At 44.9% G+C, this 14110-nt stretch carries 12 protein-coding genes and 2 pseudogenes; 8 read left to right on the top strand and 6 right to left on the bottom strand.

Features of this window, described 5'->3' with window-relative positions:
- The first annotated feature begins 81 nt into the window (after positions 1-81).
- The 6 genes and pseudogenes from IQ257_RS25615 to IQ257_RS25595 all read left to right on the top strand — a co-directional run bounded on the left by IQ257_RS25615 (position 82) and on the right by IQ257_RS25595 (position 6305).
- Positions 82-1299, top strand: a complete 1218-nt coding sequence (locus IQ257_RS25615; protein ID WP_193879547.1) for an ABC transporter permease — start codon at positions 82-84, stop codon at positions 1297-1299.
- Between the two features lie 355 nt (positions 1300-1654).
- Positions 1655-3925: a response regulator gene (locus IQ257_RS25610; protein WP_193879550.1), complete on the top strand. Its 2271-nt coding sequence runs from the start codon at positions 1655-1657 to the stop codon at positions 3923-3925.
- Positions 3926-3939: 14 nt separating this feature from the next.
- Positions 3940-4335, top strand: coding sequence for a response regulator transcription factor (locus tag IQ257_RS25605; RefSeq protein ID WP_193879552.1), 396 nt, complete (start codon positions 3940-3942; stop codon positions 4333-4335).
- An 8-nt stretch (positions 4336-4343) separates the two neighbouring features.
- A pseudogene (locus tag IQ257_RS30355) lies at positions 4344-5033 on the top strand (GAF domain-containing protein); the annotation flags it as partial.
- A gap of 173 nt (positions 5034-5206) precedes the next feature.
- The gene (locus IQ257_RS30350; protein ID WP_228061031.1) at positions 5207-5530 is read left to right on the top strand and encodes an adenylate/guanylate cyclase domain-containing protein; all 324 of its coding nucleotides are present in this window, start codon (positions 5207-5209) and stop codon (positions 5528-5530) included.
- Between the two features lie 10 nt (positions 5531-5540).
- A complete protein-coding gene (locus tag IQ257_RS25595) occupies positions 5541-6305 on the top strand; it encodes an ABC transporter ATP-binding protein (protein ID WP_193879555.1) in 765 nt (254 codons plus the stop codon).
- A gap of 75 nt (positions 6306-6380) precedes the next feature.
- Here the strand turns inward: IQ257_RS25595 and IQ257_RS25590 are convergent, their stop codons facing one another.
- The 5 genes from IQ257_RS25590 to IQ257_RS25570 form a co-directional block, all read right to left on the bottom strand.
- Positions 6381-7256, bottom strand: a complete 876-nt coding sequence (locus tag IQ257_RS25590; protein ID WP_193879558.1) for a DUF4388 domain-containing protein — start codon at positions 7254-7256, stop codon at positions 6381-6383.
- A gap of 541 nt (positions 7257-7797) precedes the next feature.
- Positions 7798-8331: a GTP-binding protein gene (locus tag IQ257_RS25585; protein WP_193879560.1), complete on the bottom strand. Its 534-nt coding sequence runs from the start codon at positions 8329-8331 to the stop codon at positions 7798-7800.
- An 11-nt stretch (positions 8332-8342) separates the two neighbouring features.
- A complete protein-coding gene (locus tag IQ257_RS25580; RefSeq protein ID WP_193879563.1) occupies positions 8343-9236 on the bottom strand; it encodes a DUF4388 domain-containing protein in 894 nt (297 codons plus the stop codon).
- Between the two features lie 322 nt (positions 9237-9558).
- Positions 9559-9981 carry a roadblock/LC7 domain-containing protein gene (locus IQ257_RS25575; protein WP_193879572.1) on the bottom strand — a complete coding sequence of 141 codons (423 nt, stop codon included), beginning with the start codon at positions 9979-9981 and terminating at the stop codon, positions 9559-9561.
- Positions 9982-10263: 282 nt separating this feature from the next.
- Entirely contained in the window at positions 10264-10794 is a 531-nt protein-coding gene (locus IQ257_RS25570) for an orange carotenoid protein N-terminal domain-containing protein (protein ID WP_193879574.1), read from the bottom strand.
- A gap of 361 nt (positions 10795-11155) precedes the next feature.
- Between IQ257_RS25570 and aspS the strand changes: the two genes are divergently transcribed.
- Positions 11156-12943: an aspartate--tRNA ligase gene (aspS, locus tag IQ257_RS25565; RefSeq protein ID WP_193879575.1), complete on the top strand. Its 1788-nt coding sequence runs from the start codon at positions 11156-11158 to the stop codon at positions 12941-12943.
- Between the two features lie 433 nt (positions 12944-13376).
- A complete protein-coding gene (locus IQ257_RS25560) occupies positions 13377-13553 on the top strand; it encodes a hypothetical protein (protein ID WP_228061030.1) in 177 nt (58 codons plus the stop codon).
- Between the two features lie 6 nt (positions 13554-13559).
- Here the strand turns inward: IQ257_RS25560 and IQ257_RS25555 are convergent.
- Positions 13560-14110 (bottom strand): annotated as a pseudogene (locus IQ257_RS25555) (lipid-A-disaccharide synthase); the annotation flags it as partial.

The following is a 14110-nucleotide window of genomic DNA, read 5'->3' as shown; positions in this document are numbered from 1 at the left end:
AGGGTGAAGAGTAACACCTCAACAATCCCCTTGTCCCCTTGTCTCCCCACTCCCCACTCCCTTAAACTCCTTTAAAAAACCATGGAAATTTTAGAAAGTATCAAAATGGCGTCCACCACGTTGGTGGCTAACAAGCTGCGCAGTAGTCTGACGATGTTGGGTATTATTATTGGCAATGCTTCGGTGATTGCGATGGTGGGTATTGGGCAAGGTGCTCAGAAGCTGGCATCAGAGCAGTTTGAATCCCTCGGTGCTAATGTACTATTTGTAACACCTGGATCTCGTGAAGCTCAACAGACAACCGTTGATTTCCCAAAAACTCTAGTCTGGGAAGATGCAAAAGCGATCGCAACTCAAGTCCCTGCCGTTGCCGAAGTATCCCCAGAGATTAACTTAAGATATTTAATCACTTACCGCAATAGAAATAGTAATTCGTTAGTGACGGGAACAACCCCAGAATTCTTGTCAGTTCGCAGTTTTGATGTTGCTAGAGGACGATTTATCAATGAAATCGACATTAAGCGGAATAACCAAGTGGCAACCATTGGTTCGGAGTTGGCAGAAAAATTGTTTGGCTACCAAGATCCAATTGGTCAGCAGATACGAATTAAAAATGTCAGCTTTCAGATAGTAGGAGTGATGGAAACCAAAGGCACTTTTCTCGGCAATAACCAGGACGATGTAGCGTTTGTGCCTTTAAGTACCATGACAAACCGATTACAGGGACGAACATCTCCTTATGGTGTTGAAGTAAGCTGGATTTCCGTTTCAGCTAGAGATCGAGAGAGTATTAGTGCAGCTCAGTTTCAAATTGAAAACCTACTACGGCGACGGCACAAAATTATCAGCGAAGATGATTTTAGTGTTCAAACACAGAAAGATATTCTGCAAATTGTCAATACGGTGACAGGAGCATTAACACTGATGCTAGCAGCGATCGCGGCAATTTCCCTCTTTGTAGGTGGCATTGGCGTGATGAATATCATGTTGGTTTCTGTCACTGAGCGTACCCAGGAAATCGGATTGCGGAAAGCAATTGGTGCGAAAGAACAAGACATTCTGGTTCAGTTTATGATTGAGGCAGTAATTCTTTCAGCCGCAGGTGGTGTTTTGGGGACTCTCATTGGTGTAGGTGGTGTAGTTTTTCTTGGTGCTGTAACACCATTGAAAGCGGCAATTTCACCTGTGGCAATTCTTCTCGCTGTCAGTGTATCCGGGGGAATTGGGTTATTTTTCGGGGTTGTACCGGCTCGACGAGCGGCAAAACTTGACCCGATTGTGGCGTTGAGAAGTACTTAGAAAGGGAGTAGGGAGTAGGGAGTGAAAATTTATCAATTTTTGACGACAACTTGGTATCAGACAAACCGAAAACCATAAATGAATTGATGTAAGTTAAATGTGAAATTAGCAGATTATTATGTGGAGTATCGGTGCCAAAGGAAGGTAACATAATTTTCCAGAGCAGTGTTCACTGGTGTGAAGTACGGCTGCATTTTTTGGTAAAGCAATTTTAATTGTTCGGGGTGTATCGCAAGCCAGTGGCTATCGACTTATGCCGGGATAAGTACCCTTGCCAGTCGTTGCTCATTCGTCTTTACCATGAGTTTCTTCTTTTAAGCAGATAGCCTAATTCCCTGTAAATCCCCTCAAAAAAATGCTTGTCTTTAACAATCTTCTTTTGATTCCTCACGGACATTGCTACCTTTGGAAGCCAGGACTGGTGTGGCTAAATGTCGTATCCGATTCCTTGATTGGTTTATCGTACTACTCAATTCCGATTACTCTAACCTGCTTGGTTCGCCTCAGAAAAGACTTACCGTTTAATTGGATATTTCTGTTATTTGGCGCATTCATTCTAGCTTGCGGGACGGGTCATTTTATGGATGTTTGGACGGTTTGGCATCCTACCTATTGGCTCTCAAGCTGGATTCGATTGATTACAGCGTTAATTTCAATAGGGACAGCAACGATTTTGCTGCCGCTACTTCCCAAAGCACTAGCACTACCGAGTCCCTCCCAACTACAGGAGGCTAACGGAAAGCTACAACAGGAAATTGCTGATCGCAAGCAGGCAGAAGAAAAGCTGCAAATGACCCTAGCCGACCTCAATGCAATTATCGACAATCTAGCAGATGGATTGTTAGTAACGGATATTCCTGGGAAAATCACCCGGTTTAATCCAGCATTATTGCGTATGTTTAATTTGGGTAAAATTAATCTCAAAGGGAAAGACTTGAGGGAATTTTATCGACCCGAGTTGCTAGAACTCATTGAACCGACTCGGGCTAATACAGAAGAGCTTGTCTCCGTCGATGTGGAACTGGACAATGGCAGGATTGGTCAAGCTTCAGCAACAGGCATTTTTAAGGAGACAGGGGCGAGTGAGGGGAATCGGTGTCTTGGTTTCGTGATTTTGATTCGAGATATCACCACTGAGCGAGAAGTAGACCGGATGAAAGAAGTAGACCGGATGAAAACCGACTTTCTGGCGACAGTTTCCCACGAATTGCGAACACCTCTGACTTCAATCTTGGGGTTTGCCTCGATTATTCAAGAAAAACTGGAGGAGGCTATTTTTCCGTTAGTGTCAGCATCTGATCGCAAACTGCACAAAGCGCTGAAAAAAGTCTATGCCAATATCAGCATCATCGTGTCGGAAGCCGAGCGCCTCACCTGCCTGATTAATGATGTTTTGGATATCGCCAAGATAGAAGCGGGTCGGCTGAACTGGCATATCCAGCCGACCAACCCCTTACAGATTCTAGAGCACGCAATTGCCGCAACTTCACCCCTATTTGAACAGAGTGGGTTGGAGCTTATTAAAGAGTTTCCCCCAGAACTGCCAGAGGTCGCCATTGACCGCAATCGGGTGATTCAAGTCTTAATCAACCTGATTTCTAATGCCGTTAAATTTACCGCAATCGGTTCTGTCACCTGTCGAGTAAGAATAAACCAAAATGAACTAGTGATCGACATCATTGATACAGGAATCGGCATCGCTAAAGATGACTGTGGTAAGGTCTTTGAGCGATTTAAACAAGTGGGAGACACTCTAACCGACAAACCCAAAGGCACAGGTTTAGGGTTGCCGATCTGTAAGCAGATCGTGGAATATCATGGGGGTCGCATCTGGGTAGAAAGCGAACTCGGACGAGGGAGTACCTTTTCTTTCACCATTCCCATACCAGCACCGTCAGGGAATCAGAGTTCCTGCACCAATATCGATACCTTAGTCAAGCAGTTGAAACAGCAAGTTGTCAGCACGACGGAGGTGATAGGGAATCAGCCCAAAACCATTCTTGTGGTTGATGATGAGCTTCATATCCGTGAACTGCTGCAACAGTCTCTCACCGCCGAAGGTTACGCTGTGACAGAAGCCTCTGACGGCATGGAAGCGATCGCTCAGGCTAAAGCGGTCAAACCCGATCTGATTATTCTCGACGTGATGTTACCTCAAATCAACGGTTTTGATGTCGCCGCCATCCTCAAAAACGACCCCCAGACGATGAGCATTCCCATCATTATGCTTTCAATTGCTGAAGATAAGGAGAGGGGGTATCGCCTTGGAATAGACCGTTACTTGACTAAACCGATTAATATGACTGGATTGTCAAATGAAATCGGATTACTGCTCGATCAAGGGGTATCCGCTAAGACAGTTTTAGTGGTGGCTGAGAATGCTCTCACTCGCAGAACACTGTCTGAAGTGTTACGTTCGCAAGGATACCAAGTGGTTGAGTCTTCTGAGTTTGAAGAGGGCATTGATTGGGCTTTGTCGATGAAGATCGATCTCATTATTATTGACAACTTGTTGTCTGATGAACAGGATTTGCTCAAAACCATGCGATTTGTCGAAGGGTTAGAAAATATTTCCTTAATTTTCTTGGGAGATTTCGTGGCAAAGCGTTCTCAAAATCGAAAATAAAATAAGAGGTCAAGATGAAAAAAATATTAATTGCCGATGACGAACTCAACATTTTACTGCTGATGGAACAGGTCTTAGAAAAACTCGAAAATGACGATGATATTGAATTGTTCACAGCCAGAAATGGCTCAGATGCATTGGCACTGATTAAACAAGAGAAACCCGATTTAGTTTTTCTAGACGTAATGATGCCAAAAATGAGTGGCTTAGAAGTCTGTAGAGCTGTCAAACACGAACTCGGCATGGAAAATATTTACATCATCATGCTAACGGCTAAAGGGCAAGAGTTTGATAAACAAACTGGCATGACTGTAGGGGCAAATTTATACATGACTAAGCCTTTTCGTCCCAAAGAAGTGCTGGCAAAGTCTAGAGAAGTACTGGGTTTAGTCAGCAGCTCTAAAACATAAAACGATAAATGATTGGTATCAATCTCAAAAAACTTCTTGCCAATAAAGAGCTATTGTCTCTGATCGAGGAAGTATTTGATACTTTAGAGACTCCTGCCACGATTCAGAATACAGAGGGAATTGTACTCGTCGGTGAAGATAACCCGAACCTTTCACACCGATATCCTGTTAAGGTAGCCAATGAAACAATCGGCTGGGTTACGGGAGACGAAAAAGCAGCAATTATCGCTCAGATGCTCAGTTATGCGGCTAACAGAGCCTTTGAGATCAAAGCCCTCGCAGTGGATGCCTTAAATAAATACGAAGAGATTAATTTTTTATACGATATTTCCAGCAAAATATCAGCCTGTTTTGGCATTCAAGAGATTATCAATTTGGTGATTGATGAAGCCAGAAAGCTGATTGATGCGACTAGTGCTTCTGTCATGTTGCTGAATCGGGAAACGGGAGTCCTAGAGATTATTTCAGCGTGGGGAAGAGAGGATATCCCAAAACTTACCCTACGACCGGGTGAAGGGATAGCGGGTCATGTGCTACTGTCTGGTCAAGCAGAAATCGTGAATGATGTGCAGTCCGATCCCAGATATAGTCAGCAGGAGGCAATGGGAATTCATTCCCTAATCTGTGCGCCTTTGGCAAACCAAAAAGGGACAATTGGTGTTATCAATATTAGCCATGCTCAATCTGTGAACTATGAAGCCCAGGATTTGAAACTGTTCGCGGCACTGGCATCACAAGCTGCTGCCGCAATTGAGAATACACTTTTAAATGAACACAAATTAAAGGAAGAACGGATTAAGAGTCATTTAAAACGATACCTGTCGCCTCACTTCTCAATCGAGAACGAAAGGCAATTGAAGCAGCAATCGCCATGCAGCGACGGATTGAGACAATACCGACTCCTTGGATTCAAGAAAACTTTGCCACGGGCATTGGTATCACGTCAGGAGAGGTTATTGTTGGTAATATCGGTTCACCCCATCATATGGACTATACGGCAATTGGCGATGAAGTCAATATCGCCTCCCGGCTACAGTCAATCGCTAAGGGGGGACAAATTCTGGTTAGCGAAAGCGTCTACAACGCCACTCAAACAATTTTTAAGTTTAAAGCCCTTGGCTCTGTGAGCGTTAAAGGGAGAAAAAAACCTGTAGAAACCTTCGAGGTACTCTATCGAAAGTTTAAAACTAGTTGAGTCAGTTTTGATGCATAATTCTATCTCTGATTCATTTTCAGACCCGTTACCTCCTATTCAAAAACCTGTCATTATTCGTCTGGAAAATATCTCCAAAATCTACGGCACGGGGTCGATTGAGGTCAAAGCCCTCAACAAGGTCACCCTAACAGTAGAGCAAGGTGAATATTGCTCAATTATGGGAGCATCGGGTTCTGGTAAGTCTACAGTCATGAATGTAATCGGCTGTCTTGACCGACCGACCTCCGGACGCTACTACTTAGATAGCGTGGATGTGTCTGGTTTAGCTGATGCAGAATTAGCGGGAATTCGCAATCTCAAGATTGGGTTTGTCTTTCAACAATTTCACTTATTACCCCAGCTAACAGCACTGGAAAATGTGATGTTACCGATGGTTTATGCGGGGATTCCAGCTAGTGAACGACGCGATCGCTCGATGGCAGCATTACAGAGAGTGGGGTTAGCCAACCGCGTAACTAACAAGCCCAACCAACTCTCAGGCGGACAGCAACAACGGGTGGCAATTGCCCGAGCGATCGTGAACCGACCGGTGTTACTTTTAGCTGATGAACCAACGGGAGCATTGGATTCTCGCACAACGGCTGAGGTTATTGAGCTGTTTACCGAGTTAAATACAGATGGAATTACTGTGGTGATGGTGACTCATGAACCCGATGTTGCCCGTTTAACCCGGCGTATTGTTTGGTTCCGTGATGGTGAGGTAGTCCATTCTAATTTGACGCCAGCAGAAATGGCTCAGGTTGCTATATCTTAATCAGGGAGTAGGGAGTGGGGAAATTCAGCTCTTGTTGCTTCTTTCCCATAACTATGAACCATTGACAATAAACAATCAAGTACTCATGGACATCGGCTTAGACTTGGCACTCCGCAAAAAACCTTTTAAGTTTTGTACGAAGAATTGACTAATGTTTCGAGTTTCGGAGTCTTCAGTCAACTGAACGGGTAGAGGTTCGACGGCTTGGGTAGGGAGGGAACCGACTAAAAAGGGTACTTCTTCTGCCAAACCGATCGTAATGAGTTGGAAGGCAATTTGCTGCACTTTCTCTATAGGCAGTCCCAATTCTCTAGCAATGGTTTTGAGAGAAACAGTCCCTTTGGTATATTCCCAAATTTGCCACTCTAGATTGTCCAGCCGATAGCGGGGTTGACCAATAATGGTACTAATTAACCCGCCGTTAGGATCGGGTAATTTATCAACGAGGGCGTCCCAGTGACGTAGCGATCGCAATCCTATCAATGTTACTTCGGTTGCCTGTACGCTCAATCCAGTCATTTCTCGTCCTGGAAGGGGCATCTTCTGGTTGAATTGAAAGTGACCGTTTTGAAGTTGAAACAACGCACAAACTTGCTGCAATACCTGAACTTGAAATAGCTGTTTGAGGTGTTCGGTTTGCAGGACACCGTGATTTTTGAGGCACAAGCCCAGGGGTTTTTGTCTGGGACAGCACCACTCTACTAGTTTGGTAAAGACGCGATCGCTAACCCAATCGTACTGCTCGATTAGCGAAATTAAACCCTGTTGATCTGTACGGTTCGCGGCTGCGACAAGACGCCCTTGATACATCCAGATATAATAACTTGGCTGTAGCCCCGTTTGATTCTCTGGCAAAGTACGCAGCGTCAGCAACCCTGTTTTCTGTCCTTTTTCGATTAAATGAAAAATTTCGGGTAGGGAAAGATCAGATAAGTAACCTGTGATTGACATAGTGTTTTTATTGCAGGCTAAAGGACAAACGTTCAGGGTGAATCAGGATGTCTCCATAAAATCAAACAATTAAAATATTTTTTATTATTTCTTAATATTATCACGATTTAAAAATTATTAACTTCTCTTTCACAAAGATTCGGTGCGACGAGAGAAATCTGCTGTGTTTTTTGGGCGAAGAGACTTCAGCTACTTCTGTCTCCTCAATTGAATGCACAGTGAGTCCTTGATTCCATCCTAGTCCCTGTTATGTTAACCGATCTACCTATTAGGAAAACTACGGAATCGTTAAGTCTAATTTAATTAAATCTATGAATGAAGATTTTTTCTCATTTGAGAGGGCTTCAAGGCATTAAGGATATACCAATTTTTAGATAAACGAAGCACAAAGGTAGCCTTATATACAACCTTGATTTCTTAATGTATCCGATAATATCATTTCATAAAATCCCATTAATGTCGGTGATTGTTATTACATTTTTTGCTAAGGTATCCCCGCAGCCATTTAAATAAAGATAACTTATAGAAGTAATCAGTGACGCTAATCAAAAAACAAGCTTTTCATGTAATGCTCCACCAAAACAATTAAGGTATCAATGACAGAATCTTTTTCATTAGCATTCAGCGTTACAAAGGGAGGACGCTTCTGTTCATCGATGAAGCCCAACGCGATCGCGACATTTTCCTCAGACCAAGCTCCCTCACAATCCATATGAGTTAGACCGATCACCATCGGAATATTGACACGCTGTTTCATAAAAGCCAGTAGCCTACGTGCTTCCCGAAACGCGCTAGGGCGGTGAGCATCGACGAGGATGATGTAAGCGTGTGCCTTGCGAATTAAGATGTCCCACATGAAATCAAAGCGAGACTGTCCAGGGGTACCGTAAAGGTGTAGCGCCATCGCTGGAGCAAACTGCAAGCGTCCGAAGTCCATTGCCACAGTCGTCTTTTTTTTCAGAGCGGCTGTTTCATCCGTCGATAAGCGATCAGTATCGACAACAGCGATCTCACTAACCGAACGAATGAATGTTGACTTCCCCGCACCGACTGTACCGGTCACAACCAGACGCATAATTTCCACGCTTACTTGCTGCTCCTCAGGAAACCTAGCAAGTTTTGCATAAACGACGGGTTGATATCCGACACATTACTGTCCTTACTCTCCTTACTTTCCTTACTGTCCTTACTGCCACGATTTCCGCTAATGGCAACAGGTTCTAGTACATCTTCTGGCAAACCTTTTGAGCGAGACGCCACGAGAGTAGGTACTTCTGCCACTAAACCAACACTGATCAACCGAAAGGCTGTTTGCTGAATAATTTCCACAGATTGTTTGAGCTGAGTTGCCATGGCATTCAGGTTAACCGACCCATTGGCTAGTTGCCAAACTTGACCTTCTAGAGAATCTAATCGTAAGTGACGCTTGCCAAGTACTACACGCGATAGGGCTGAGGTAGGCTCAGGCAATTTATCTGCCAATAGCATCCAGTCCCTCAACACCCGCAAACCCATCAACGTCGCTTCTGTCGCACTGAGGCTCAAACCCGTCATTTCAGTAGTAGGCAGCGTGGCTTTAGAGTCAAATTTAAACCGAGCGTCTTTGAGCCTGAACAAGCCGCAAACTTGTCGCAGCACCTGAGCGTGAAATAAAAGCCTGAGTTGCTCGGGTTGCAAAAAGCCCTGAGTCTTCAAGTACAAACCAATCGGGATATTCGCCGGACAACGATTCACTTGCTCACGCAGAACTTCAGGGCTAATCCAGCCCCGCTGCACAATCATCGCCAACAAGCATTGGTGATCTAGACGATTCGTGACGGCTACAATTCTACCTTGGTGCAACAAGACGTGACGCACCCGTTTCTCTTGATGGTTATCCGTCTGAAATCGGAGGGTAAGCAACCCTGTTTTACTGCCATGATCTAGGAATTGAAACAGCTCTGGTAGAGAAAACTCTGACAAGCTACTTGTAATTGCCATTACTTTTTCACTGATTTCTAAAAAATCGCCCAAAATAGGCACGTATTACTATTGTCTTAATTCTCAGAGTGTAATTAAAGAATAATCAACTTTTTGTAACGCTTCTTATATGAATAATAAATATTTTTATATTATATAGTAATATTGCCTACCCTGTACTGGCAACATAAACTTGAGACAGGATTATATGGCTATCCTGACGTCTCCTTGCTGCCAGACTACTGTATTAACTGTATTACAGGTAGGATAGGCTGCTTTCTTGCAGATCGCCACCCCTCAGCCAATTCTTGCTCATCAAAACACGTTGAACTGACTCAATGAATTATTCATCAACCTGAGATGATTCATCATAGGCTCCTGATATTTTCCGGATCGGATCAAGGGCTGATTTCAATTCTGGAATCACCCGCTTAATTTCCAACAGCAACACCCCTTGTTTAGCGGCTTTGCTGGCTAAGACCAATAGCACTGCGTACTCACCGCAGTTTGTGAGTATACCGTAACCTTGCTCACCTTCGACATAGATACGGTCTAAAAAGCCCCTAGACAGTTCAGAGCCAATACGCTCCCCCAAGGAAAGCATGGCAGCAGACATAGCAGATACTCGTTCCTCGTCCATCTCGCTGGGTAAGCTCGAGGCTAAAGGCAGTCCGTCAGGAGAAACGAGGGCAGCTCCCTGAACCTCACTGGTGCCAGTCACAAAATTTTGGAGAATGCTCTCCAGCTTGGCTGTATTAATGGTCATTGTCAAATCCTCAAGAAGTCCATAACTTCAATTTATGAGATGCTCAAATGGCGTCAGAACCATCAGATCAATTAATTATCTGGGTATCTGACTCAATCTCACAACTGAAAGTTATCGCGGACTTTTGTGGGAGGGTACTCAAATCCAGGGTATCCTCTTTCAACAATGACATCCAATTCAGAGAGCTACCTGCTGTAAAGCCAGACCTTGGTTGTAGGGGGTAATGCTGAATTCAACAATGACTCGAACTGTTTTTTCAGCCTCAGGGCAGAGTTCGCAGACCTATAAACTAGGCGTTTTACCCGTTTCTTTCTGGGTAGGAATAGGCTGGATTTCACTGTAACCCATGTTTCCAGCAACCTGGCGCAGCATGGAAATTTGCCCCTCAAAATCCAATTTTTCAATTTGAGAGAGAACGTCCTTAAGGGCTTTGCTGGCTTTGTAGTCCGCCGGCATATCGACCACACTATCACCCATACCTTTAGCCCAAGCGTACCAAACCATGAGCTGGTTATTTTCGCTGAGTGCGCCGTAAGCCCGAGAGAGTTCGGTGTCGTCGCGATTAACAATCCCTCGCATCACCGCTAATTGCTCATCGCCGGATATCTCAAAAAAGTTTCCCAGTAAGCGGGGAGCAATTTCTGGATCAGCAGCAGTAGGAGCGGCTGGCGTAATGGAACCCCCCATTTTTTCATAGACGTAGTAAAGCAAGGCTAGTTTTTCATCAGTACCCAACGCTTCAAACGCTTGTGCAACATTTTGAGTATCTTCAGAACGGGCTGGAGATACACCAAATTTTTGACTTGAGGACATTCTTTCTCTCCAAAAGCAAGTAAACCTGTTTCAATTTCAAGATCTATCAGAGTAAACAACTTGAAATCGCCCTCCCACAGAGAGAGTTTCCTCAAAACTTGCTGCATTTCTGGAATATTTATCGGCTAAACCCCGAGCCAGATAGGGGTTAGAAGGAAAGGAAATCTTTTTATTCAAAAGCGGTTGTCGGATTTTCGTGACCCTTGGTGAAACGTTAATTTAAAGGGTACAAGACAAAACGCTCAATCAAGGTAAGCTCTGACAGAATTGCCACCGAATACAGGATAATGGGCAAAGCTTTCAGGGTTTGTTACCTTGGATTTCCACCCCCCCTATCACAGCACGTATTTCTTCATCGACTATGCGAACTTATTATTGCGGCGAATTGAGAAGCAACCATGTTGGTGAAACCGTTACCCTCTGCGGTTGGGTAGATCGGCGACGCGACCACGGAGGGGTGATATTTTTAGATTTGCGCGATCGCACAGGTATTGTGCAAATTGTCAGCGACCCCCAGCGCACCCCCGAGTCCTATCAGGATGCGGAAACGTTGCGCAATGAATATGTCGTTCAGATTACAGGTCGCGTAACCCAGCGTCCCGAAGACTCCCTCAATCCCAAACTGCCAACGGGTAAAATAGAAGTTTATGCAGACAACATTGAACTGCTCAACAGCGTCCGCAAGCAGTTGCCTTTTCAAGTGTCCACCGCTGACACCGAATCTGTACGGGAAGAGTTGCGGCTGAAATATCGGTATTTAGATTTAAGGCGCGAGCGTATGCGCCAAAACCTGGAACTGCGCCATCAAGTCATTAAAGCCATTCGCCGCTTCTTAGAAGACGAGAAAAACTTTATTGAAGTCGAAACCCCAGTGCTAACTCGCTCTACCCCGGAAGGTGCCAGAGACTATCTAGTGCCGTCCCGCGTTAATCCGGGAGAGTGGTACGCACTACCGCAGTCGCCCCAGTTGTTTAAGCAGTTGTTGATGGTGGCAGGCTTTGACCGTTACTATCAGATTGCCCATTGCTTCCGGGATGAAGATCTTAGAGCTGACCGACAACCTGAATTTACCCAGTTGGACATGGAAATGAGTTTCATGTCCCAGGAAGAAATTATCCAGCTCAATGAAGAGTTGGTTTGCCACATCTTTAAAAGGGTTAAAGGTGTTGAATTGTCGCGTCCGTTTCTACGTCTAACCTATGCTGAAGCCATGGAACGTTACGGGAGTGACAAACCGGATACCCGGTATGGCTTAGAATTGGTCGATGTTTCGGATTTGCTGAAAGATTGCGGTTTTAAGGTGTTTTCAGGAGCGATCGCATCGGGCGGCATTGTCAAAGTTTTGGCTATTCCTGGCGGTAACGATGCAATTTCCAATGTGCGGATTAAGCCCGGTGGCGATTTATTTAGAGAAGCTACCGAAGCGGGTGCAAAAGGTCTGGCTTATATTCGGGTACGGGATGGGGGTGAACTTGATACCATTGGACCCATTAAAGAGAACTTAACCGATTCCCAAAAGCAAAAACTCTTAGAGCTGACTGACGCTAAACCCGGTCATCTGATTCTATTTGGTGCTGGCGCTGCTGACATTGTGAATAAAACCCTCGACCGCTTGCGGCAATTCATGGGGCGTGAATTGGGGTTGATTGACTCCAAGATGATTAACTTACTCTGGGTAACCGATTACCCGATGTTTGAATGGAATGCTGACGAGAAGCGCTTAGAGGCAATGCATCACCCGTTTACTGCACCTCACCCCGATGACTTAGATGACTTAAAAACTGCACGGGCGCAAGCCTACGATTTAGTTTATAACGGGTTTGAAGTGGGCGGCGGCAGCAGGCGAATTTATCAGTCCGATATTCAGCAGCGAGTCTTTGAAGCGATCGGCTTATCTCCAGAAGAGGCTTACAACAAATTTGGTTTCTTGTTGGAGGCATTTGAATATGGCGCACCGCCTCACGGTGGTATTGCCTATGGGCTAGACCGATTGGTCATGCTATTAGCAGAAGAAGAGTCGATTCGGGAGGTGATGGGATTCCCGAAAACACAGCAGGCACGCTGTTTATTGACTGACGCTCCTGCTGCTGTTGATGAGATCCAGTTAAAAGGATTGTATGTGGCTTCGACGTTTAAGCCGAAAACCTAAGACCTGGTTGGAGTAGAAAAAGGAGGGAATGCTTTTTTGCGATCGCATTTCCTTTCTTTGTGTCTACACTACCCTGCTGTCTCTACCCTGTAAGCAGCCAGCTACAGCATAACATCAGTCCACGTTTTACCCGCGACGTGAGCAGTGTAGATCTGAGCCAATTCTTGCAAACTGGCATTAAAAGCTAGATATTCAGGCACACATTCTCCTCGATAACCACCCCGAGGGTACAGAAAGTTGTGCTGATCGAGCCGATCTGAATTAGACAGAGTGACTTCCTGGTAAACGGGTTCTTAGCGTTTTGCCAATTTTAGCCGATAATTAACCTAGATTTAACCAAAAAATGGTAGAGGATAAGTTAAGAAATGATTAAGGAGGATGAGTTTCACAAGAAAAATAACATATCTATTTTCCTTAAATGTTCAAAGTCGGAATGTTAATTCGAGTTATCTACCCTGCCTATGCTGCGGGTCTTCAGGGATATCTCCAAGCGCAGGAACCGTCAGGGCGTTGGATCGTTAAATTGGAGGACAATCCTCTCAAGGATAGCGACCAACCTTTACTGCTGTCTTTAGAAGAGTCAGATTTTGAAGTAGTGAAGCCTGACTAATATAACCTAAACACTCTGCCTGTCGCTATGCAAAAGAATTTCCCTAGCAGCGCGATCGCATACGCCAACATCCCCTAGCAACTGACGCATTTCCTGATAATTTGTTAGGGTTTCTTGACGTTTTTGGGGATCGAGGAGAAGTTCTAGAGCTTCCTTGACAAGGTTTTCTGGTGTGGCTTGATCTTGCAACAACTCCGGCACAATCGAGCGCATTACAACGAGATTAGGTGGCGACATAAAAGGAATGGAAAATTTTAAAAGGCGACCTATCCAGTAAGTCAAAGGACTAACCCGGTAAAAAACCACCTGGGGAACATTCAAAAGCGCCAATTCCAAGTTCACCGTACCAGACTTGGTAATCGCTAAATCAGCAGCCGCCAACACATCCTGTGTGTGACTCGTAACAAGGGTTGCCCGCAGACCATATTGCCGGATTGCAGCTTCAATGGCAGGTCGGTAAGCTTCTAGAGACAGTGGAATCCAAAAGAGTGGGGATTGGCGATTGGTGATTGGCGATTGGGGAAATTCTCCCTTTCCTTGTTCCCCAGCTCCCCCGC

The organism is Coleofasciculus sp. LEGE 07092 (assembly GCF_015207375.1).
Classification (GTDB): Bacteria; Cyanobacteriota; Cyanobacteriia; order Cyanobacteriales; family Coleofasciculaceae; genus LEGE-07092.
The sequence above is the reverse complement of the archived record's forward strand: the minus strand, read 5'-3'. Positions and strand labels throughout refer to the sequence as shown.

Bases quoted from the DNA above. Each gene is read 5' to 3' on its own strand.
- IQ257_RS25560 (WP_228061030.1), top strand. From the start codon at position 13,377: ATGTTAATTCGAGTTATCTACCCTGCCTATGCTGCGGGTCTTCAGGGA.
- IQ257_RS25590 (WP_193879558.1), bottom strand. From the start codon at position 7,256: ATGTCAATCACAGGTTACTTATCTGATCTTTCCCTACCCGAAATTTTT.
- IQ257_RS25575 (WP_193879572.1), bottom strand. From the start codon at position 9,981: ATGACCATTAATACAGCCAAGCTGGAGAGCATTCTCCAAAATTTTGTG.
- IQ257_RS30350 (WP_228061031.1), top strand. From the start codon at position 5,207: ATGCAGCGACGGATTGAGACAATACCGACTCCTTGGATTCAAGAAAAC.
- IQ257_RS25585 (WP_193879560.1), bottom strand. From the start codon at position 8,331: ATGCGTCTGGTTGTGACCGGTACAGTCGGTGCGGGGAAGTCAACATTC.
- aspS (WP_193879575.1), top strand. From the start codon at position 11,156: ATGCGAACTTATTATTGCGGCGAATTGAGAAGCAACCATGTTGGTGAA.
- IQ257_RS25580 (WP_193879563.1), bottom strand. From the start codon at position 9,236: ATGGCAATTACAAGTAGCTTGTCAGAGTTTTCTCTACCAGAGCTGTTT.
- IQ257_RS25595 (WP_193879555.1), top strand. From the start codon at position 5,541: ATGCATAATTCTATCTCTGATTCATTTTCAGACCCGTTACCTCCTATT.
- IQ257_RS25605 (WP_193879552.1), top strand. From the start codon at position 3,940: ATGAAAAAAATATTAATTGCCGATGACGAACTCAACATTTTACTGCTG.
- IQ257_RS25610 (WP_193879550.1), top strand. From the start codon at position 1,655: ATGCTTGTCTTTAACAATCTTCTTTTGATTCCTCACGGACATTGCTAC.
- IQ257_RS25615 (WP_193879547.1), top strand. From the start codon at position 82: ATGGAAATTTTAGAAAGTATCAAAATGGCGTCCACCACGTTGGTGGCT.
- IQ257_RS25570 (WP_193879574.1), bottom strand. From the start codon at position 10,794: ATGTCCTCAAGTCAAAAATTTGGTGTATCTCCAGCCCGTTCTGAAGAT.